Genomic DNA, 14,930 nt, shown 5'->3' with positions numbered 1-14,930 from the left:
GCTCCTTTATTGTGGAGGCCAACCGACGAAGCAAGGGGAGAATGACGGCGCCATGATGTCACGACTGCGACGCAGCATGCTGGCCATGCCCGGATCGAACGCGCGCGCGCTGGAGAAGGGCAAGACGCTCGCAGCCGATGTGCTGATGTTCGAGCTCGAGGACGGGGTGGCCGAGAGCGCCAAGGACGCCGCGCGCGAGCAGGTCGTCGCGGCGGTGCGCGGCGGCGGCTATGGCGCGCGCGAGATCGTCGTGCGCGTCAATGTCTTCGATTCGCCCTGGTATGCGGCCGACATCGCCGCCGTGGCGGCGGCCGGGCCCGACGCGATCGTGATCCCCAAGGCCAACAGCCGCGAGGATATTCTGCGCGCCGCGCGCGACATCGCCGCCGCCGGCGCGCCGGCCCATACGGCGCTCTACGCCATGATCGAGACGCCGCGCGCCCTTTTCGACATAGAGAAGATCGCCTCCGCCGCCGCCGAGGCGCCGCTGGCGGCGATGGTGCTCGGACCCAATGACATCGCCAAATCGACGCGCGCGCGGCTGACGCCCGGCCGGCCGGCGCTGCTCTCCTGGCTCTCCTCCGCCGTGCTCGCCGCGCGGCTGCACGATGTCGACATCATCGACGGCATCTACAATGATTTCAACGACGCCGAAGGGCTGCGCCGCGAGGCGGAGCAGGGCCGTGACCTCGGCATGGACGGCAAGATGCTGATCCATCCGTCGCAGATCGCCGTCGTCAACGAGGTGTTCGCGCCCTCGCCGGCGGAGATCGCCTTCGCCCGCCGGATCGTCGAGATTTTCGACGCGCCCGAGAACGCCGCCGTCGGCGTCGCGCAAGTCGACGGGCGCATGGTGGAGCGGCTGCATCTCGACGGAGCCCGCCGCACGCTGGCGCTCGCGGGCGCTGCAGATTGAGGAGCCCGAGCGCGGCGCTGCGGCGCGGCTCGGCGCTCTCTATGTTTCGCCTTCCGCCGGGCTCGTCTATAAGGACGGGCTCGTCTATAAGAAAGCGCGGCGAGGAGCCCCCGAAATGGCGCAAGACGAGAAAGACCCCGAAACGCGTGGTTCCGGAGCCTTGGACGCGGCCGCCGCCGACCGCCCCTCGGTCGAGCCCGCCGATTCGGTCGAGGCGCAGCCTGCTCTGCAAGCAACTCCGGCGCCGATGGAGGCCGCGCCCCCGACGCGCCGCAAGAACCGGCTGCTCATGACCTCGGCCGTGGCGATTCTCGGCCTCGCAGCGACCGCCGGAGCGATCGCGGCCTATCGCTTTCGCGACAAGCACGAGAAGCTCGCCGCTTTCGCCGCTCTCGTCGACGACTATTCCGCCCGGCCCGAGAAGCTCGTCGCCTCGCTGCGCGAAACGAGCGTGAAATGGCTCGGCGACGCCGCGCGGCCGAGCAAGAAGCCGCCGAGCCCTGCGCCCGAGCCGCGCCCGCCGCTGCACGCCGAAATCAAGCCGACCGAATCGAAGCCGGCCGAGTCGAAGCCAGCGTCGCCGAGCGACGACGGAGAGCGAATCACCTGGTCCGCGCCGCCGCCGATCGATGCGCCGACGCCGCCGCCGCGGCCCGTTCTCGAAGCGCCGCCCGCTCCCGCTCATGAACCGCCGCCGGTCGTCGCCGCCCTCCCCGAGCTGGACAGCGAGGCTCGCGCGGAGATCGACGCGCTGACGAAGCGCCTCGGCGAGCTGGAGCAGATCGCGCGCTCCGCGCTGAACCTCGCCGAGCAGGCGCGCGACGCCGCCGCGAACGCCCCGACCCCCACGCCGAGCGCGCCGGCGGCGAGCGCCGCGACGCCGGAGTTTCGCGACCTCAACGACAATGTCAGCGGGCTCGAAGGCCGGATCGACGAGCTCGGAGACGAGATGAAGGCGCTGCGCGAGCGGCTCGATTCGCCGAAGGATGAAAGTCGCCTGCCGAAAGAGGCGATGATCGAGCCGCCGCAAAAGCCCGCGGAGGACGAGCCCAATCCCGCCGCCGTCGTCGTGATCGCCCATTCGCTGCAAAAAGCGCTGGAGCGCGGCGCGCCCTTCTCGACCGAGTTCGCCGCGCTCGCCGCCCAGGGCGCCGACAAGGAGGCGCTGGAGCGTCTCGCCGCTTCGGCGGAGACCGGCGCGCCGACGCCCCATACGCTGAAGACGGCGTTCCATCCGCTCGTCAAGCGCATGGAGACGGCGGCCGAGCCGCACGCCGAGGAGTCGCTCTCCGACCGACTGATCCACGGCGCCTCCAAGCTGGTCAAGATGCGGGCGCCGGGCGAGGCGACCAAGATCGAGATCGCCGAGATCACGACGAAGATCGAAGCGGCGCTCGGCCATGAGGATATCGGCGCCGCGCTCGCCGCTTTCGCCGATCTGCCGGAAGACGCCCGGGCGCTGGCGCGGGAGTGGGAGGAGTCGGCGCGGCGCCGGCTCGAGGCCGACAGCGCCGCCGCGACCATTCTCTCGAGCGCGATCGCGGCGCTCGGCAAAAAGGGCAAGAGCTGAGGGACCGACCGATCATGCTTCTGCTGCTCATCTTTCTCGCGGCTCTCGCCGCCCTCTCCCTCGGCCTCCACTGGATGCTCGAGCATCCCGGCTCCATCACGCTGGATTGGGGCGGCTATCATATCGAGACCTCGCTGCTCGTCGCGATCGCCGCGACGCTCGGCCTCATCGCCCTCGTCATCATCGCCTGGGCGATCCTCGTCTCGTTTTTTCAAGCGCCGACGCGGCTCGCCCAGAGCTCCCGATCGAGACGCCGCGAAAAAGGATTTCAGGCGCTCTCGCGCGGCATCATCGCCGCCGGCGCCGGCCATGTCGGCGCTGCGAAGAAGGCGTCGAAAGAGGCCGAGAAATGTCTCGCCAAGGAGCCGCTCACCTTTTTGCTGAAGGCGCAGGTCGCCCAGCTCGAGGGCGACCGCGTCGGCGCGGAGACGGCGTTCCACGAGATGACGCTGCTCTCCGAGACGCGCCTGCTCGGCCTGCGCGGCCTGCATATCGAGGCCAAGCGCCGCAATGACGCCGAGGCGGCGCATCTCTTCGCCGATCAGGCGCATCAGCTCGCGCCCGTGCCCTGGGCCGGCCATGCGCTGCTGGAGCATCACGGCTCCAACGCCGATTGGGAGGAGGCGCGCGTCGCCATCGAGGCCAATCTCAAGGCCAAGGCGATCGATCTGCCGACCGCCCAACGCCTGCGGGCGGTGGTGGAAACGGCGCTCGCGATGGAGAAGCAAGTCGATTCGCCGAGCGAGGCGCTGCATCTCGCCCGCCAGGCGGTGAAGCGCGCGCCGACGCTGGTGCCGGCGATCGCGCTGATCGGCCGGCTGCTGGCGCGCCATGGCGATAGCGCCAAGGCGCTGAAGCTGCTGGAAAAAGCCTATGCGGAAAATCCGCATCCCGACATCGTCGCCGCTTATCTCGACGCTTCGCCGAGCGAATCCAACGCCGAGCGGCTGGCGCGGGTGAAGAAGCTCGCTTTGGCCGCCCCCAAGGCGCCCGAGAGCGGCGTCATCGTCGCGCGCGCGGCGCTGGCGGCGCGCGACTTCGCCATGGCGCGGCGGGCGCTCGCTCCGCTCGTCGCCGAGGGCCAGGCGCCGACGGCGCAAATCTGCCTGCTGATGGCCGAGGTGGAGGACGCGGAGAACGGGCCGAGCGGGCCGGTGCGCGAATGGCTGGCGCGCGGCTCGCGCGCGCCGCGCGATCCGGCCTGGATCGCCGACGGCGTCATCTCGCGCAGCTGGGCGCCGGCGTCGCCGGTGACCGGCAAGCTCGACGCTTTCGTGTGGACCACCCCGCCGGAGCCGATCCGCGGCCCGGCCGAGGACGCCCGCGCCGGCATTCCCGCCGCCTTCCTGACAACCCGGCAAGAGCGCCTGCTGGAGGCGGCGGAGATCGACGCCGACAGCGGCGCGGCGGAGTAACCAGCTCCCTCGCCCATCTCGCCTTCTGGAGCCTCCTTCCAGGGGACCGAACCTTAGGCAACACGGCGAAATAACAGCTTCATTCCGACTCTCGACGCGCGTCCCTTCTCCCACTTGTGGGAGAAGGCGGCCCTCGCTTCAGCGAGGGTCGGATGAGGGCGCTTCCGGCTCGCCAACAGCGCTTCGCTTTTGAATTCGAAACAGTTTTTCCGGGAGGGCCCTCATCCGACCCCGCTTCGCGGGGCCACCTTCTCCCGCCCTGCGGGAGAAGGGAGAGCGCCCTATTCGACAACGGAATGGATAAGCGGTTCATTTATTTCGCCGTATCGCCTTACCCCGGCTTGCCGCGCCCGGCGCGGCGGATCTGCACATAGAGCGCGCCTTCGCCGCCGTGATGGCGCGCCGCCTCGCCGAAGCTCACCACCAGATCGCGCATTTGCGCGCCTTGCAGCCACAGCGGCACGAGCCGGCGCAGCACGCCGCCTTCCTCGCTGCGCGCTCCCTTTCCCGTGACCACGATCGCCATGCGCGCGCCGCTCGCCTGCGCCCGGCGCAGGAAGGTGACGAGCGCGTCCTGCGCCTCCGCCTGCCGCAAGCCATGCAGATCGAGCCGGGCCTCGACCTCGAGCGTGCCGCGCCGCAGCTTGGTGCGGGTGCGGTGATCGAGATCAGCCGGCGCCGGCGCCTGGCGCGGGGGCGGCGGCGGCTTCTTCGGCGGCGCCGTCGCAGCTGCAGGCGGGCGATCGGCGGCGGCGCTCTTCGTCGCCGCCGGCTCCCCGACCGCTTCGGACGAGGGCGCGCGGCGGCGCGAGCGGCCCAGAGCTGGCCGGACATCAGCCGTCACCTTGCGCCAAAGATCGACCTCTTCGGGAGTGAGAAAGCGCGCGCGGCCGCGGCGAGGTGGGTCCCGGCGCGGCGGCTCGTCGCTCACGGGTCGCCCTCCGCGGCGCGCGGCAGCAGGACGACGAAATCGGCGGGATGGCGAATGCGGCCGGCGCGCGCGCCGGCCTCGTCGCCGGCGCCGAAAAAGAGATCGGCGCGCGCGGCGCCGAGGATCGCCGAGCCGGTGTCCTGCGCGATCGTCAGCCGCGCGAATGTCGCCTCCGGCAGCGCCGCCGAAATCCAGAAAAGCGTCGCATAGGGCCAGATGGAGCGATCGATCGCGATGGAGCGCAGCGGCGTGAGCGGAACGCCGGCGCCGCCGATCGGCCCGATCCGTCGCTGCGGCGACTCGTCGGCGCAAAAGAACACGAAGGAGCGGTTCTCCTGCATCAGCCGCGCGCCGGCCTCGCCCGGCCCCGCGCCCATCGCCCGAATCGCCGCTTTCAGCGCGTCGAGCGACATCACATCGGCGGCGACGATCCCTCGCTCGATCAGCACCCGGCCGATCGACGTATAAGGCCGGCCGTTGCGACCGTCATAAGTGACCGGCAGCTCGCTTCCATCGGCGAAGCGCAGCCGGCCGGAGCCCTGCACCTGCAGCAGAAACAGCTCGACGCGATCGCGCAGGAAGGCGATCGGCCGCAGCGTCGCCGCCTCCGGACCGTCCTCGAGCGCGCGCCGGTCGGGGTAGGGCTCGAGGCCGCCATCGCCGCGTCGCCGCGCGCTGGTGAGAGGCTCGCCATTCTCGCCGGCGATCGGCGCGTCATTGAGGGTGACGAGATCGGCCGGACGCGCCGGAACCGGGACGGCGAATTCGGCGTCCGGCGATCGGCGCGCGGCGATGACCGGCTCGTAATAAGCAGTGACGAAGCCGTTGCCGCGCAGCCTGTGCGGACGAAATGTCTGCTCGAAGAAGCGTCGCGCCGCGTCTTGCGCGCTCGCCGCCTCGGCGTCGGCGAGCGCGGCGCGGCAGACGCGCAGCAGCGCCGCATCGGGCCCGACGCCGGGCCGCAGAACCGCGACCTTGCCGACGAGCGCCTCCGCCGATCGGCGGAACACACGAAACGCCTCGCAGAGATCATCCTCGGCGAAGCCGGCGAGCACGTCGAAAGCGATCGGCTCGAGATCGACGGGCAGGCCCACGCGCGGCTCTAGTGAATGGTTTCGGTCGCGACCAGCTTCCAATTCGGGTCGCGCGAGGAGATGTCACGCGCGAATGTCCACAGATCGGTGATGTCGATCGGGCGTTCGACGTCGCCCTCGATCACCTCTCCCGCGCTGTCGCGGCGCGCCGAGATCAGCTTCACGACGAAACGTATGGCGACCTGCGCCCGGCCGCGCTCGACCTGGGCGTCCTCGACGCTGGCCGTCTCGATCGCGACGACCCGGGCTTCGGCGCTCTCGCCGCGCTGCTCCCGCGCCGCTATGGCCTTGGCGAAGCTGTCATAGACATCATTGGCGAGGAGATTGCGCAACATCTCCCGGTCGCCCTTGGCGAAGGATTCGACCACGAGCTCATAGGCCTTCTTCGCGCCTTCGAGAAAATTCTTCGCGTCGAAACCGCGGTCGGCGGCGGCGAGGGCGTCGAGCCCCGCCCAGCCCTTGCTTCCCGGCTCCGCGAGACCGTCCCAACGGCTCTGATCCTGGGGCGGAGCGGCGAAACCCGTGCTCGCGGGCGGCGGAACGACGCCGAAGCGCCGACCGGGACTCGGAACGCGACCCGCGGCGGAGTTCTCGCGATCGGTTCGGACGCCGAGCACGGACCATAATTTCCATACGACGAAAGCCGCTAGCGCGGCGAGAACGAGGATCGAGGGATCGAAAGCTTCATTGGCCGGCAAAGGGCGTCTCCCGGTCGGAAGGATTGTCGCGTATCATGTCGCAACCCAAATGTCACGAATCAAGCCCCTGCGATCAGGCCGCAAGCTCGCAGGAATCGCATTTTCCTCATCCCCGCGAGGACGGCTCGAGCGCCCTCGACACTCTATCGGGTCGCTCGCCGCGCCCCTCGGGACAGCCGGGCTTCTCGGTCGAACTCGGCCGATCCGCCGAAACGGAGGACGATCGTGAACAAGTCGAAGCTCGTCGCTTACGTGCTGGCGGCCTGGCTCGCCATCGAGATCATCGCTTTCGTCTTCGTCGTGCAGGTGCTCGGCGTCATTGCCGCCGTCATGCTCGGCGTCGGCACGACGCTGCTCGGCCTCGCCGATGTGAAGCGCCTGTTCGTCTATCTGCGCCAGCGCCTCGCGCAGCCGCAAGCGGAGACGGGACGCGGCGCCAATCTGCTCGAGGGCGGCATAGAGGCTTTCGGCAGCCTGCTGCTCATTCTGCCCGGCTTCGCCTCCGATCTCGTCGGCCTCGCTCTGAAGGCGCCCTCTGTGCGCGCGCGCCTCGCCGACCGCCTGCGCGGCAAGGTCGAGGCGACCAAGGGACCGAGAACCATCGATCTTTCGCCGAATGAATGGAAGGCCGTCACCGAGGAAAAGCCGCGCAAGCGCCGGGCTCCGGCGCGCCGCGCGCCGCCGGCCGGAGCGGCGTAGAGGGTTTTCCGTTCGATCGGAGCGCGTTCTCTCCGCGCGCCGATTCCCGTTGTCGCTCGAAAGGAGGCATGTTACGCGGGCGCCGTGGCGAGGGACGATCGGGTTCGCGCCGTTCGGGAGCCGAAATCGGCAAGGAGCTCAACGATGACCGACACGAATGGAAGCGGCGCCGGCGCCGGCCAGGCGGAAGGGCCCGCGCTCAATGTGCTGGTGCAATATGTGAAGGACCTCTCCTTCGAAAACCCCAATGCGCCGCGTTCCCTCGGCCCGCGCGAAGCGGCGCCCGACATCGGCATTCAGGTCAATGTGAACGCCCGCCAGCTCGCGCCCACGGATTTCGAGGTGTCGGTGACGCTCGAGGCCTCGGCCGGCCAGGGCCCCGATCTGATGTTCAAATTCGAGCTCGATTATTGCGGCGTGTTCCGCCTCTTGAACATTCCGCAGGAGCAGATTCATCCCATCGTGATGATCGAATGCCCGCGGCTGCTGTTCCCCTTCCTGCGCCAGATCGTCGCCGACGCGACGCGCAACGGCGGCTTTCCGCCGCTCTACATCGACCCCATCGACTTCATGGCGCTGTATCAGCAGCGCGCCGCGCAATTCGCGGAGCAGCAGCAGCCCCCCGCCAACGCCAATTGAGCGGCGGCGGCCGCGAGCGTCACGCGCCGACGGCGCGAGACGCCTCGGCCTCCGGCTCGGGCGTGAGATAGCGGCTCCAGATCGGCGCCTTGCCGAGCGTCGCGGCGAAGCGCTCATGCGCCGCGATCTCCTCCTCTGCGAGACGCGGCGCGAGCGGCGCGGGGCGGCTGCGCAAGAGATCGGCGCCGAGATCCTGCGCCGCTGCGGCGACCGAGGTCTGCAGCACGAGAGCGGATTGGCGCCCGCCCATCAGCTCGGCATAGACCTCCGCCAGCAGATAGGAATCGAGCAGAGCGCCGTGCTTGTCGCGGCGAGAGGAATCGACGCCATAACGCTGGCACAGCGCGTCCAGCGAATTGGCGGCGCCGGGATGAAGCCGGCGGGCGATCGTCAGAGTGTCGACGACGCGATCAGCCGCGATCGCCTCGAGGCCGAGCATTGCGAGCTCGGCGTTGACGAAGCGCATATCGAATTCGGCGTTATGGGCGACGAGCTGCGCATCGGCGACGAATTCGAGAAAAGCCTCGGCGATCTCGCGAAATTTTTTCTGTCCCGTGAGGAAGGCGGTCGACAGCCCATGCACGCGAAACGCCTCTTCCGGCATGTCGCGCTCGGGATCGAGATAAAAGTGAAAGGTGCGGCCGGTCGGGATCAGATTGGAAATCTCGACGGCGCCGATCTCGACGATGCGATGGCCCTTGGCCGGATCGAGGCCGGTCGTCTCCGTATCGAAGACGATCTCGCGCATGAATGCCTCCTCATCGAAAAAATCACCGCGCCTTCGGCTCGCGCGATTTCAGCTCGCGTAGAATTAGCCGAACCTGCTCGCGAGCGGAATCGACTCCACGATCGGTATGAACAATGAAATCGGCGCGGCGGCGTTTTTCCGCGTCCGGCGTCTGCTTGGCGCGGATGGCGGCGAATTTCTCCTCCGTCATGCCCGGGCGCGCCAGCACCCTCTCGCGCTGAACCTCCTCGGGCGCGGTGACGACGACGACGACATCGACATCGGCGTCGCCGCCGGTCTCGAAGAGAAGCGGAATATCGAACAGCACGAGCGCATCATCGGCGCGGCGGCGCTCCTCGACAAAGGCCGCGCGCTTCTCCAGCACGAGGGGATGCACGATCGCCTCGAGCCGCCGCAGAGCCTGCGCATCGCCGAGCACGCGAGCGGCGAGCGCGGCGCGGTCGACGACGCCGTCGACGAGGATCCCGGGAAACAGCGCTTCGATACGTGCGGCGTCGGGGCCGCTGTAGATCTCATGGACGGCGCGATCCGAATCATAGACGGGGACGCCCTCGGCGCGAAACATGTCGGCGGTGGTGGATTTGCCCATGCCGATGGAGCCGGTGAGGCCGATGGTCAGCATGACGCCTCGCCGAAATCGCGCGCGCTCATGAGAGGAGCGCGCCTTCGCGCCGCAGCGCCTCGAGCAGCGGAGGCAAAGGCAGGCCGAGAATGGTCGAATGGTCGCCTTCGATCCGCTCGAAGAGATGAACGCCGAGACCTTCGATCTGATAGGCGCCGGCGCTCGTCGTGACGCGCGCGCCGACGCTGTCGAGATAGTGACTCAAGAACGTGTCCGAAAACGCGCGCATGGTCAGATCGGCGTGCGCCACCGTCTCGAACAGCAGCGCGCCATCGCGGGCGAGCGCTACCGCCGAATGGAGGCGATGCGTGCGGCCAGCCAGATAGCGCAATTGCGCCGCGGCGGCCTCCCTGTCGGCTGGCTTGCCGAAGCGCCGCCCCTCGCAGCTCGCCAGCTGATCGGCGCCGATGACCAGCGCGCCGGGACGGCGGGCGGAGACGGCCAGCGCCTTCTCGCGCGCGAGCCGCGCCGCGATCTCGTCCGGTCCCCCGCCCTCGGCCGCCACTCGGGCCTCGATGGCGCGCTCGTCGACATCCGCCGGGTCGACGACGAAGACCGCGCCCGTTTGCTGCAAGAGCAGCCGGCGGCCGGCGCTCTGCGACGCGAGCGCCAGCGGCGCGCCCCGGCGCCAAAGAGAGTCCCCGGGCTCGATGGTCACGCGCGCTCCTCGCCGAAAAGGATTCACAGGGCCGAAGGAAAACCCGGCATTGCGGGGATAAGATCGCCCATGGCGCCGGCGGCCTGTGAATAGCTGCGCATATCGATCGCGATCGATCAACAGGCGAGTCGGCAGGGGCGGAAAGAGCCGCCTTGGTCGTGAATGGACGAAACTCTCTGCTATCCTCTCGCCATCCGCAGGGTGGTTCTCGTACAACACGTTGATAATTAAATTTGTTCATGGAATTTTGCACAGGGGTGGACATCCTGCCTACAGCCATGGTCACGGTACGTAGGGTGTGGACAAAAGGTTGATGAAAATTAACCTTCGTGAAGCGAGTGTTAATAAAATCAAAAAAATCTCTTAAAGATTGAATTTTCTTTTTGTGTCGATTTGAGATAGCTCCTCTTTCCGGGATGCGAGGCGCATGCCGAGAGCCCTCGAAACGGAGGCCGAACGACATGGGTGAGGAGAAGCCGCTGATCGCCGTCCTGCGTGGCGAGGCGCTTCCGGTTCCGCCGGTCTGGCTGATGCGCCAGGCGGGACGGTTTCTGCCGGAATATCGCGAGCTGCGCGCCCATGCGGGGAGCTTTCTCGACACCTGCTACAATCCCGAGATCGCGGCGCGGATCACTCTGCAGCCGATCGAGCGCTTCGGCTTCGACGCGGCGATCCTGTTCAGCGACATTCTCGTCGTTCCCGACGCGCTCGGGCAGAAAGTCTCGTTCGAATCCGGCCATGGTCCGAAGCTCGAGCCGATCGGCGAACCGAAGGATCTCGAACGTCTGGCGCCGGTTTTCGACGCCGATCGGCTCGCTCCCGTCTATGAGACTATCGCCCGGGTGAAGCGCGAGCTGCCGGAACGTGTGGCCTTCATCGGCTTTTGCGGCGCGCCCTGGACCGTCGCGAGCTATATGATCGCCGGCGAAGGCACCCCGGATCAGGCGCCGGCGCGGCTCTTCGCCTATCGCCATCCGGAGGCGTTCGGCCGGCTGATCGATCGTCTGGTCGATGCGTCCATCGCCTATCTCACGCGCCAGATCGACGCCGGCGTGGAGGCGCTGCAGATTTTCGACAGCTGGGCCGGCGTGCTGCCGCCGCAGGAATTCGAGCGCTGGGTCGTCTCGCCGTTGCAGCGGATCATCGCCGAGCTGAAGCAGCGCCGCCCCGCTGTTCCGATCATCGCTTTCGTGCGCGGCGCCGGACCGCATCTTCCCGATCTCGCGCAACGGCTCGGCGCCGACGCGCTCGGGCTCGACACTTTTGTCCCGCCGCAATGGGCCGCGCGCGAGGTCTCCGGCGGCGTGGCGTTGCAGGGCAATCTCGATCCGCTCGCGCTCGTCGCCGGCGGTGAGGCGCTCGATCGGCAGACCGACGCCATCCTCGAGGCTTTCGCCGGACGGCCGCATATTTTCAATCTCGGCCATGGCGTGCTGCCGGAAACGCCGCTCGACCATGTCGCCCGTCTGGTCGATCGCATTCGCAACAGGGGATAAGGCGATGTTCTTGTGGATCAAGGCGCTTCATGTGATCGCCATCATCGCCTGGATGGCGGCGCTCCTCTATCTGCCGCGGCTGTTCGTCTATCACGCCGAGGTCGGGACCGGCGCGCAGGCGGAGCTGTTCAAGAAGATGGAGCGGCGGCTCGCACGCTACATCATGGCGCCCGCCATGGGCGTCGCCTGGCTCGCCGGGCTGGCGCTCATTTATTTGGGGGAGTTTCACGGCGCCGGTTGGTTCCACGCCAAGCTCGCTCTGGTCGTGCTGCTCACCGGCGCGCATTTTTATCTCGGCTATCTGACCCGCGTCTTCGCGCGCGACGGCAACACGCGACCGGCGGGTTTCTATCGCGCGATCAACGAGGTGCCGACCGTGCTGATGATCGGGATCGTGATTCTCGTCATCGTGAAGCCCTTCTGAGCGAGCTCCGGCAGGCCGCGCGCTCGCGCGGCCGAAGCTATTGACTTTTTTAATGATTCACAAATTCGTCACGACGCGTTCCCATTCGTGTTGCGTTCTTCGGCGAAACGGATTAATTGCTTGAATCGCTCACCACAGGCAGATCGTCTTCCAGACGACCGCCGGAACTGACCGGCGCTTCGGGACCTTGCTTCCCGCCCTCACCTGCCGCGTCCCACAGCCCCACCTACCGTGAAAATTTCGTCGAGGATTGTCCCACATGGGGGAAATCAAGCTTCAAGACCTGAAGTCAAAATCCGCTGCCGAGCTGCTCGCTTTCGCCGAGGAGCATGAAGTCGAAAATGCTTCGCTCATGCGTCGGCAAGAGCTGCTGTTCGCGATTCTGAAACAATTCGCCGGTCGCGAGGTCGAGATCGTCGGCGAGGGCGTCGTCGAGGTGCTGCAGGACGGCTTCGGCTTCCTGCGCTCGCCGGACGCCAATTATCTTGCCGGGCCGGACGACATCTATGTCTCGCCCTCGCAGATTCGTCGCTTCGGCCTGCGCACCGGCGACACCGTCGAAGGCATGATTCGCAGCCCCAAGGAGGGCGAGCGCTATTTCGCTCTGCTGAAGGTCAACTCGATCAATTTCGAGGACCCGGAGAAGATCCGGCACAAGGTCCCCTTCGACAATCTGACGCCGCTCTATCCGGACGAGCGCCTAAAGCTCGAGATCGAGGATCCGACCCGCAGGGATCTCTCCGCCCGCGTCATCGATCTCGTGGCGCCGATCGGCAAGGGCCAGCGCGCGCTGGTCGTCGCGCCGCCGCGCACCGGCAAGACCGTGCTGCTGCAGAATATCGCGCAGTCGATCACCACCAATCATCCGGAATGTTATCTGATCGTTCTGCTCATCGACGAGCGTCCGGAGGAAGTGACCGACATGCAGCGTTCGGTGAAGGGCGAGGTCGTCTCCTCGACCTTCGACGAGCCGGCCGTGCGCCATGTGCAGGTTGCGGAAATGGTGATCGAGAAGGCCAAGCGCCTCGTCGAGCATCGTCGCGACGTGGTGATCCTTCTCGACTCCATCACCCGTCTCGGCCGCGCCTACAACACCGTGGTTCCCTCCTCCGGCAAGGTGCTGACCGGCGGCGTCGACGCCAATGCGTTGCAGCGGCCGAAGCGCTTCTTCGGCGCCGCGCGCAATATCGAGGAGGGCGGCTCGCTGACCATCATCGCCACGGCGCTGATCGACACCGGCTCGCGCATGGATGAGGTGATCTTCGAGGAGTTCAAGGGCACGGGCAATTCGGAGATTATTCTCGACCGCAAAGTGTCCGACAAGCGCGTGTTCCCGGCGATCGACATCACCCGCTCCGGCACGCGCAAGGAAGAACTGCTGGTGCCGCCGGACATCCTCAAGAAGATGTATGTGCTGCGCCGCATCCTCAATCCGATGGGCACGGTCGATGCGATCGAGTTCCTGCTCGGCAAGCTGCGCGAGACGCCGAAGGGCAACGCCGCTTTCTTCGATTCGATGAACACCTGAGGCGCGGCGTCGGGACGGACTCGGAAATTCTTTCGGTCGGTGGCGAAACTCGGTAGAGCGACGCGGAACGAAACGTTTTTCCGGGACCAACGATGTCGAGCGACACGATCTTTGCTCTGGCGAGTGGAGCCGGCCGTGCGGCGATCGCCGTGATTCGGCTGTCGGGGCCTTTGGTCTCGCCGCTCGTGGAGGCGGTGGCCGGGCTCACGCCGACGCCTCGCTTTGCTCATTACGTGCGCTTGCGCGACCCGCGGTCGGGGGAGACGATCGATCGCGGGCTGCTGCTGTTTTTTCCTGTCGAGAGCTCGCCGACCGGCGAAGATTACGCCGAGTTGCAGATTCATGGCGGTCGCGCCGTGATTGACGGATTCTTGACTCTTTTTTCCGAGACTCCGGGGCTGCGCCTCGCGGAACCGGGCGAATTCGCGCGGCGCAGCTTCGCCAATGGCCGCATGGACTTGTCGCAGGTCGAAGGCCTCGCCGATCTGATCGATGCGGAGACGGCGAGTCAGCGTCGTCAAGCGCTGCAGGCGCTCGGCGGCGGATTGCGCCGTCGCGTCGAGGGCTGGCGCGAGGCGGTGATTTGCGGCGCCGCCCTCGTAGAGGCCGAGCTGGATTTTTCCGACGAGGGCGATGTGCGCGACCCGGCGGAGCAGCTGCGGCCCTTGCTCGAGCCTCAGGCGCGAGACATGGAAGAGATGGCGCGACAGGCGCCGGCGGCGGAACGGCTCCGCGATGGCTTTCTGGTTCTGCTGCTCGGGCCGCCCAATTCGGGAAAGTCGACGCTGTTGAATGCTTTGGCGCGTCGCGATGTGGCGATCGTCTCGGCCATTCCCGGCACGACGCGCGATATGATCGAAGTTCATCTCGATCTCGGCGGCTTGCCGGTGACCTTGGTCGATACGGCTGGCCTGCGCGAGGCCGAGGATGAGATCGAGCGGCTGGGCGTCGCGCGGACGCGGGCGCGGATCGGAGAGGCCGATCTCTTGCTATGGCTCTCCGAGGGCGGTGAGACACTGGTGGGGGAAGAGATCGTGGCCGGCGCCGCGGACAGCCTTCGCCTCGCCACCAAAACCGATATTCGTGCGGCGGGAGCGTGCGATCTTGCAATTTCGGCGCAGACGGGGCTTGGATTGGAGGCCTTGATCGCCGAAATTCGGTGGCGCGCCCAGCGGCGCCTCGGCGACGGGTCGAGCGCTGTGCTGACGCGTGAGCGGCACCGGCGGCTGGTGGAAGAAGCGGCCGCCGCGCTTCGCGTGTGCCTGGAGCCAGGCAAGCCGCTGGAGATCGTCGCCGAGGACTTACGCGCCGCTAATCGGGCGCTCGGTCGGATCGTCGGGTCTGTGGATGTGGAGGATGTGCTGGATGCAGTCTTCGCGCAATTCTGCATCGGCAAATAGGGGCTGTTTCACGTGAAACAGGCGTCGACTGGGCCGTCATTGTGAGCGAAGCGAAGCAATCCAGCGCCACAGCGCGGCGTCTGGTTTTCTTC

15 protein-coding genes are annotated in these 14,930 nt (G+C 67.4%); 9 read left to right on the top strand and 6 right to left on the bottom strand.

Going from position 1 to position 14,930, the window contains the following annotated elements; all coding sequences use genetic code 11:
- Nucleotides 1–52: 52 nt before the first annotated feature.
- The 3 genes from CQW49_RS12875 to CQW49_RS12865 all read left to right on the top strand — a co-directional run bounded on the left by CQW49_RS12875 (nucleotide 53) and on the right by CQW49_RS12865 (nucleotide 3,901).
- Nucleotides 53–916, top strand: a complete 864-nt coding sequence (locus CQW49_RS12875; RefSeq protein WP_003609208.1) for an HpcH/HpaI aldolase/citrate lyase family protein — start codon at nucleotides 53–55, stop codon at nucleotides 914–916.
- 115 nt (nucleotides 917–1,031) lie between these two features.
- Entirely contained in the window at nucleotides 1,032–2,486 is a 1,455-nt protein-coding gene (locus CQW49_RS12870) for a COG4223 family protein (protein WP_003609211.1), read from the top strand.
- A 14-nt stretch (nucleotides 2,487–2,500) separates the two neighbouring features.
- Nucleotides 2,501–3,901, top strand: a complete 1,401-nt coding sequence (locus tag CQW49_RS12865; RefSeq protein ID WP_003609214.1) for a heme biosynthesis protein HemY — start codon at nucleotides 2,501–2,503, stop codon at nucleotides 3,899–3,901.
- A 331-nt stretch (nucleotides 3,902–4,232) separates the two neighbouring features.
- Here CQW49_RS12865 and CQW49_RS12860 read toward each other — a convergent pair whose 3' ends face one another.
- From CQW49_RS12860 to CQW49_RS12850, 3 genes are read right to left on the bottom strand one after another with little or no spacing between them, the layout of a single operon-like run.
- The gene (locus CQW49_RS12860; protein ID WP_003609215.1) at nucleotides 4,233–4,832 is read right to left on the bottom strand and encodes a Smr/MutS family protein; all 600 of its coding nucleotides are present in this window, start codon (nucleotides 4,830–4,832) and stop codon (nucleotides 4,233–4,235) included.
- Nucleotides 4,829–5,926, bottom strand: a complete 1,098-nt coding sequence (mltA, locus tag CQW49_RS12855; protein WP_003609217.1) for a murein transglycosylase A — start codon at nucleotides 5,924–5,926, stop codon at nucleotides 4,829–4,831. The genes CQW49_RS12860 and mltA overlap by 4 nt, the downstream gene beginning before the upstream one ends.
- Before the next feature lie 8 nt (nucleotides 5,927–5,934).
- Complete coding sequence (locus CQW49_RS12850) at nucleotides 5,935–6,624, bottom strand: Tim44/TimA family putative adaptor protein (protein ID WP_003609218.1); 690 nt, start codon at nucleotides 6,622–6,624, stop codon at nucleotides 5,935–5,937.
- A gap of 225 nt (nucleotides 6,625–6,849) precedes the next feature.
- On the opposite strand from CQW49_RS12850, the gene CQW49_RS12845 reads away from it, so the two are divergent.
- Complete coding sequence (locus CQW49_RS12845; protein WP_003609220.1) at nucleotides 6,850–7,323, top strand: FxsA family protein; 474 nt, start codon at nucleotides 6,850–6,852, stop codon at nucleotides 7,321–7,323.
- Between the two features lie 144 nt (nucleotides 7,324–7,467).
- A complete protein-coding gene (gene secB, locus CQW49_RS12840) occupies nucleotides 7,468–7,962 on the top strand; it encodes a protein-export chaperone SecB (protein ID WP_003609223.1) in 495 nt (164 codons plus the stop codon).
- A 19-nt stretch (nucleotides 7,963–7,981) separates the two neighbouring features.
- Here secB and dnaQ read toward each other — a convergent pair whose 3' ends face one another.
- From dnaQ to CQW49_RS12825, 3 genes are read right to left on the bottom strand one after another with little or no spacing between them, the layout of a single operon-like run.
- Nucleotides 7,982–8,710 (bottom strand): DNA polymerase III subunit epsilon, encoded by a 729-nt coding sequence (gene dnaQ / locus CQW49_RS12835; RefSeq protein ID WP_003609224.1) that lies wholly within the window; start codon nucleotides 8,708–8,710, stop codon nucleotides 7,982–7,984.
- A gap of 22 nt (nucleotides 8,711–8,732) precedes the next feature.
- Nucleotides 8,733–9,332: a dephospho-CoA kinase gene (gene coaE / locus CQW49_RS12830; protein WP_003609225.1), complete on the bottom strand. Its 600-nt coding sequence runs from the start codon at nucleotides 9,330–9,332 to the stop codon at nucleotides 8,733–8,735.
- Between the two features lie 25 nt (nucleotides 9,333–9,357).
- Nucleotides 9,358–9,990: a Maf family protein gene (locus CQW49_RS12825; RefSeq protein WP_003609226.1), complete on the bottom strand. Its 633-nt coding sequence runs from the start codon at nucleotides 9,988–9,990 to the stop codon at nucleotides 9,358–9,360.
- A 461-nt stretch (nucleotides 9,991–10,451) separates the two neighbouring features.
- On the opposite strand from CQW49_RS12825, the gene hemE reads away from it, so the two are divergent.
- The 4 genes from hemE to mnmE all read left to right on the top strand — a co-directional run bounded on the left by hemE (nucleotide 10,452) and on the right by mnmE (nucleotide 14,838).
- Complete coding sequence (hemE, locus tag CQW49_RS12820; RefSeq protein WP_003609227.1) at nucleotides 10,452–11,486, top strand: uroporphyrinogen decarboxylase; 1,035 nt, start codon at nucleotides 10,452–10,454, stop codon at nucleotides 11,484–11,486.
- Between the two features lie 4 nt (nucleotides 11,487–11,490).
- Nucleotides 11,491–11,910 (top strand): protoporphyrinogen oxidase HemJ, encoded by a 420-nt coding sequence (gene hemJ / locus CQW49_RS12815; protein ID WP_003609228.1) that lies wholly within the window; start codon nucleotides 11,491–11,493, stop codon nucleotides 11,908–11,910.
- Between the two features lie 259 nt (nucleotides 11,911–12,169).
- Complete coding sequence (gene rho, locus CQW49_RS12810) at nucleotides 12,170–13,438, top strand: transcription termination factor Rho (protein WP_003609229.1); 1,269 nt, start codon at nucleotides 12,170–12,172, stop codon at nucleotides 13,436–13,438.
- A gap of 92 nt (nucleotides 13,439–13,530) precedes the next feature.
- A complete protein-coding gene (gene mnmE / locus CQW49_RS12805) occupies nucleotides 13,531–14,838 on the top strand; it encodes a tRNA uridine-5-carboxymethylaminomethyl(34) synthesis GTPase MnmE (protein ID WP_003609231.1) in 1,308 nt (435 codons plus the stop codon).
- The last annotated feature ends 92 nt before the right edge of the window (nucleotides 14,839–14,930 follow it).

The sequence above is a fragment of the Methylosinus trichosporium OB3b genome (genome assembly GCF_002752655.1).
Lineage (GTDB): Bacteria > Pseudomonadota > Alphaproteobacteria > Rhizobiales > Beijerinckiaceae > Methylosinus > Methylosinus trichosporium.
Note: the sequence above shows the minus strand (reverse complement) of the source record. Positions and strands in the feature narration are given on the sequence as shown.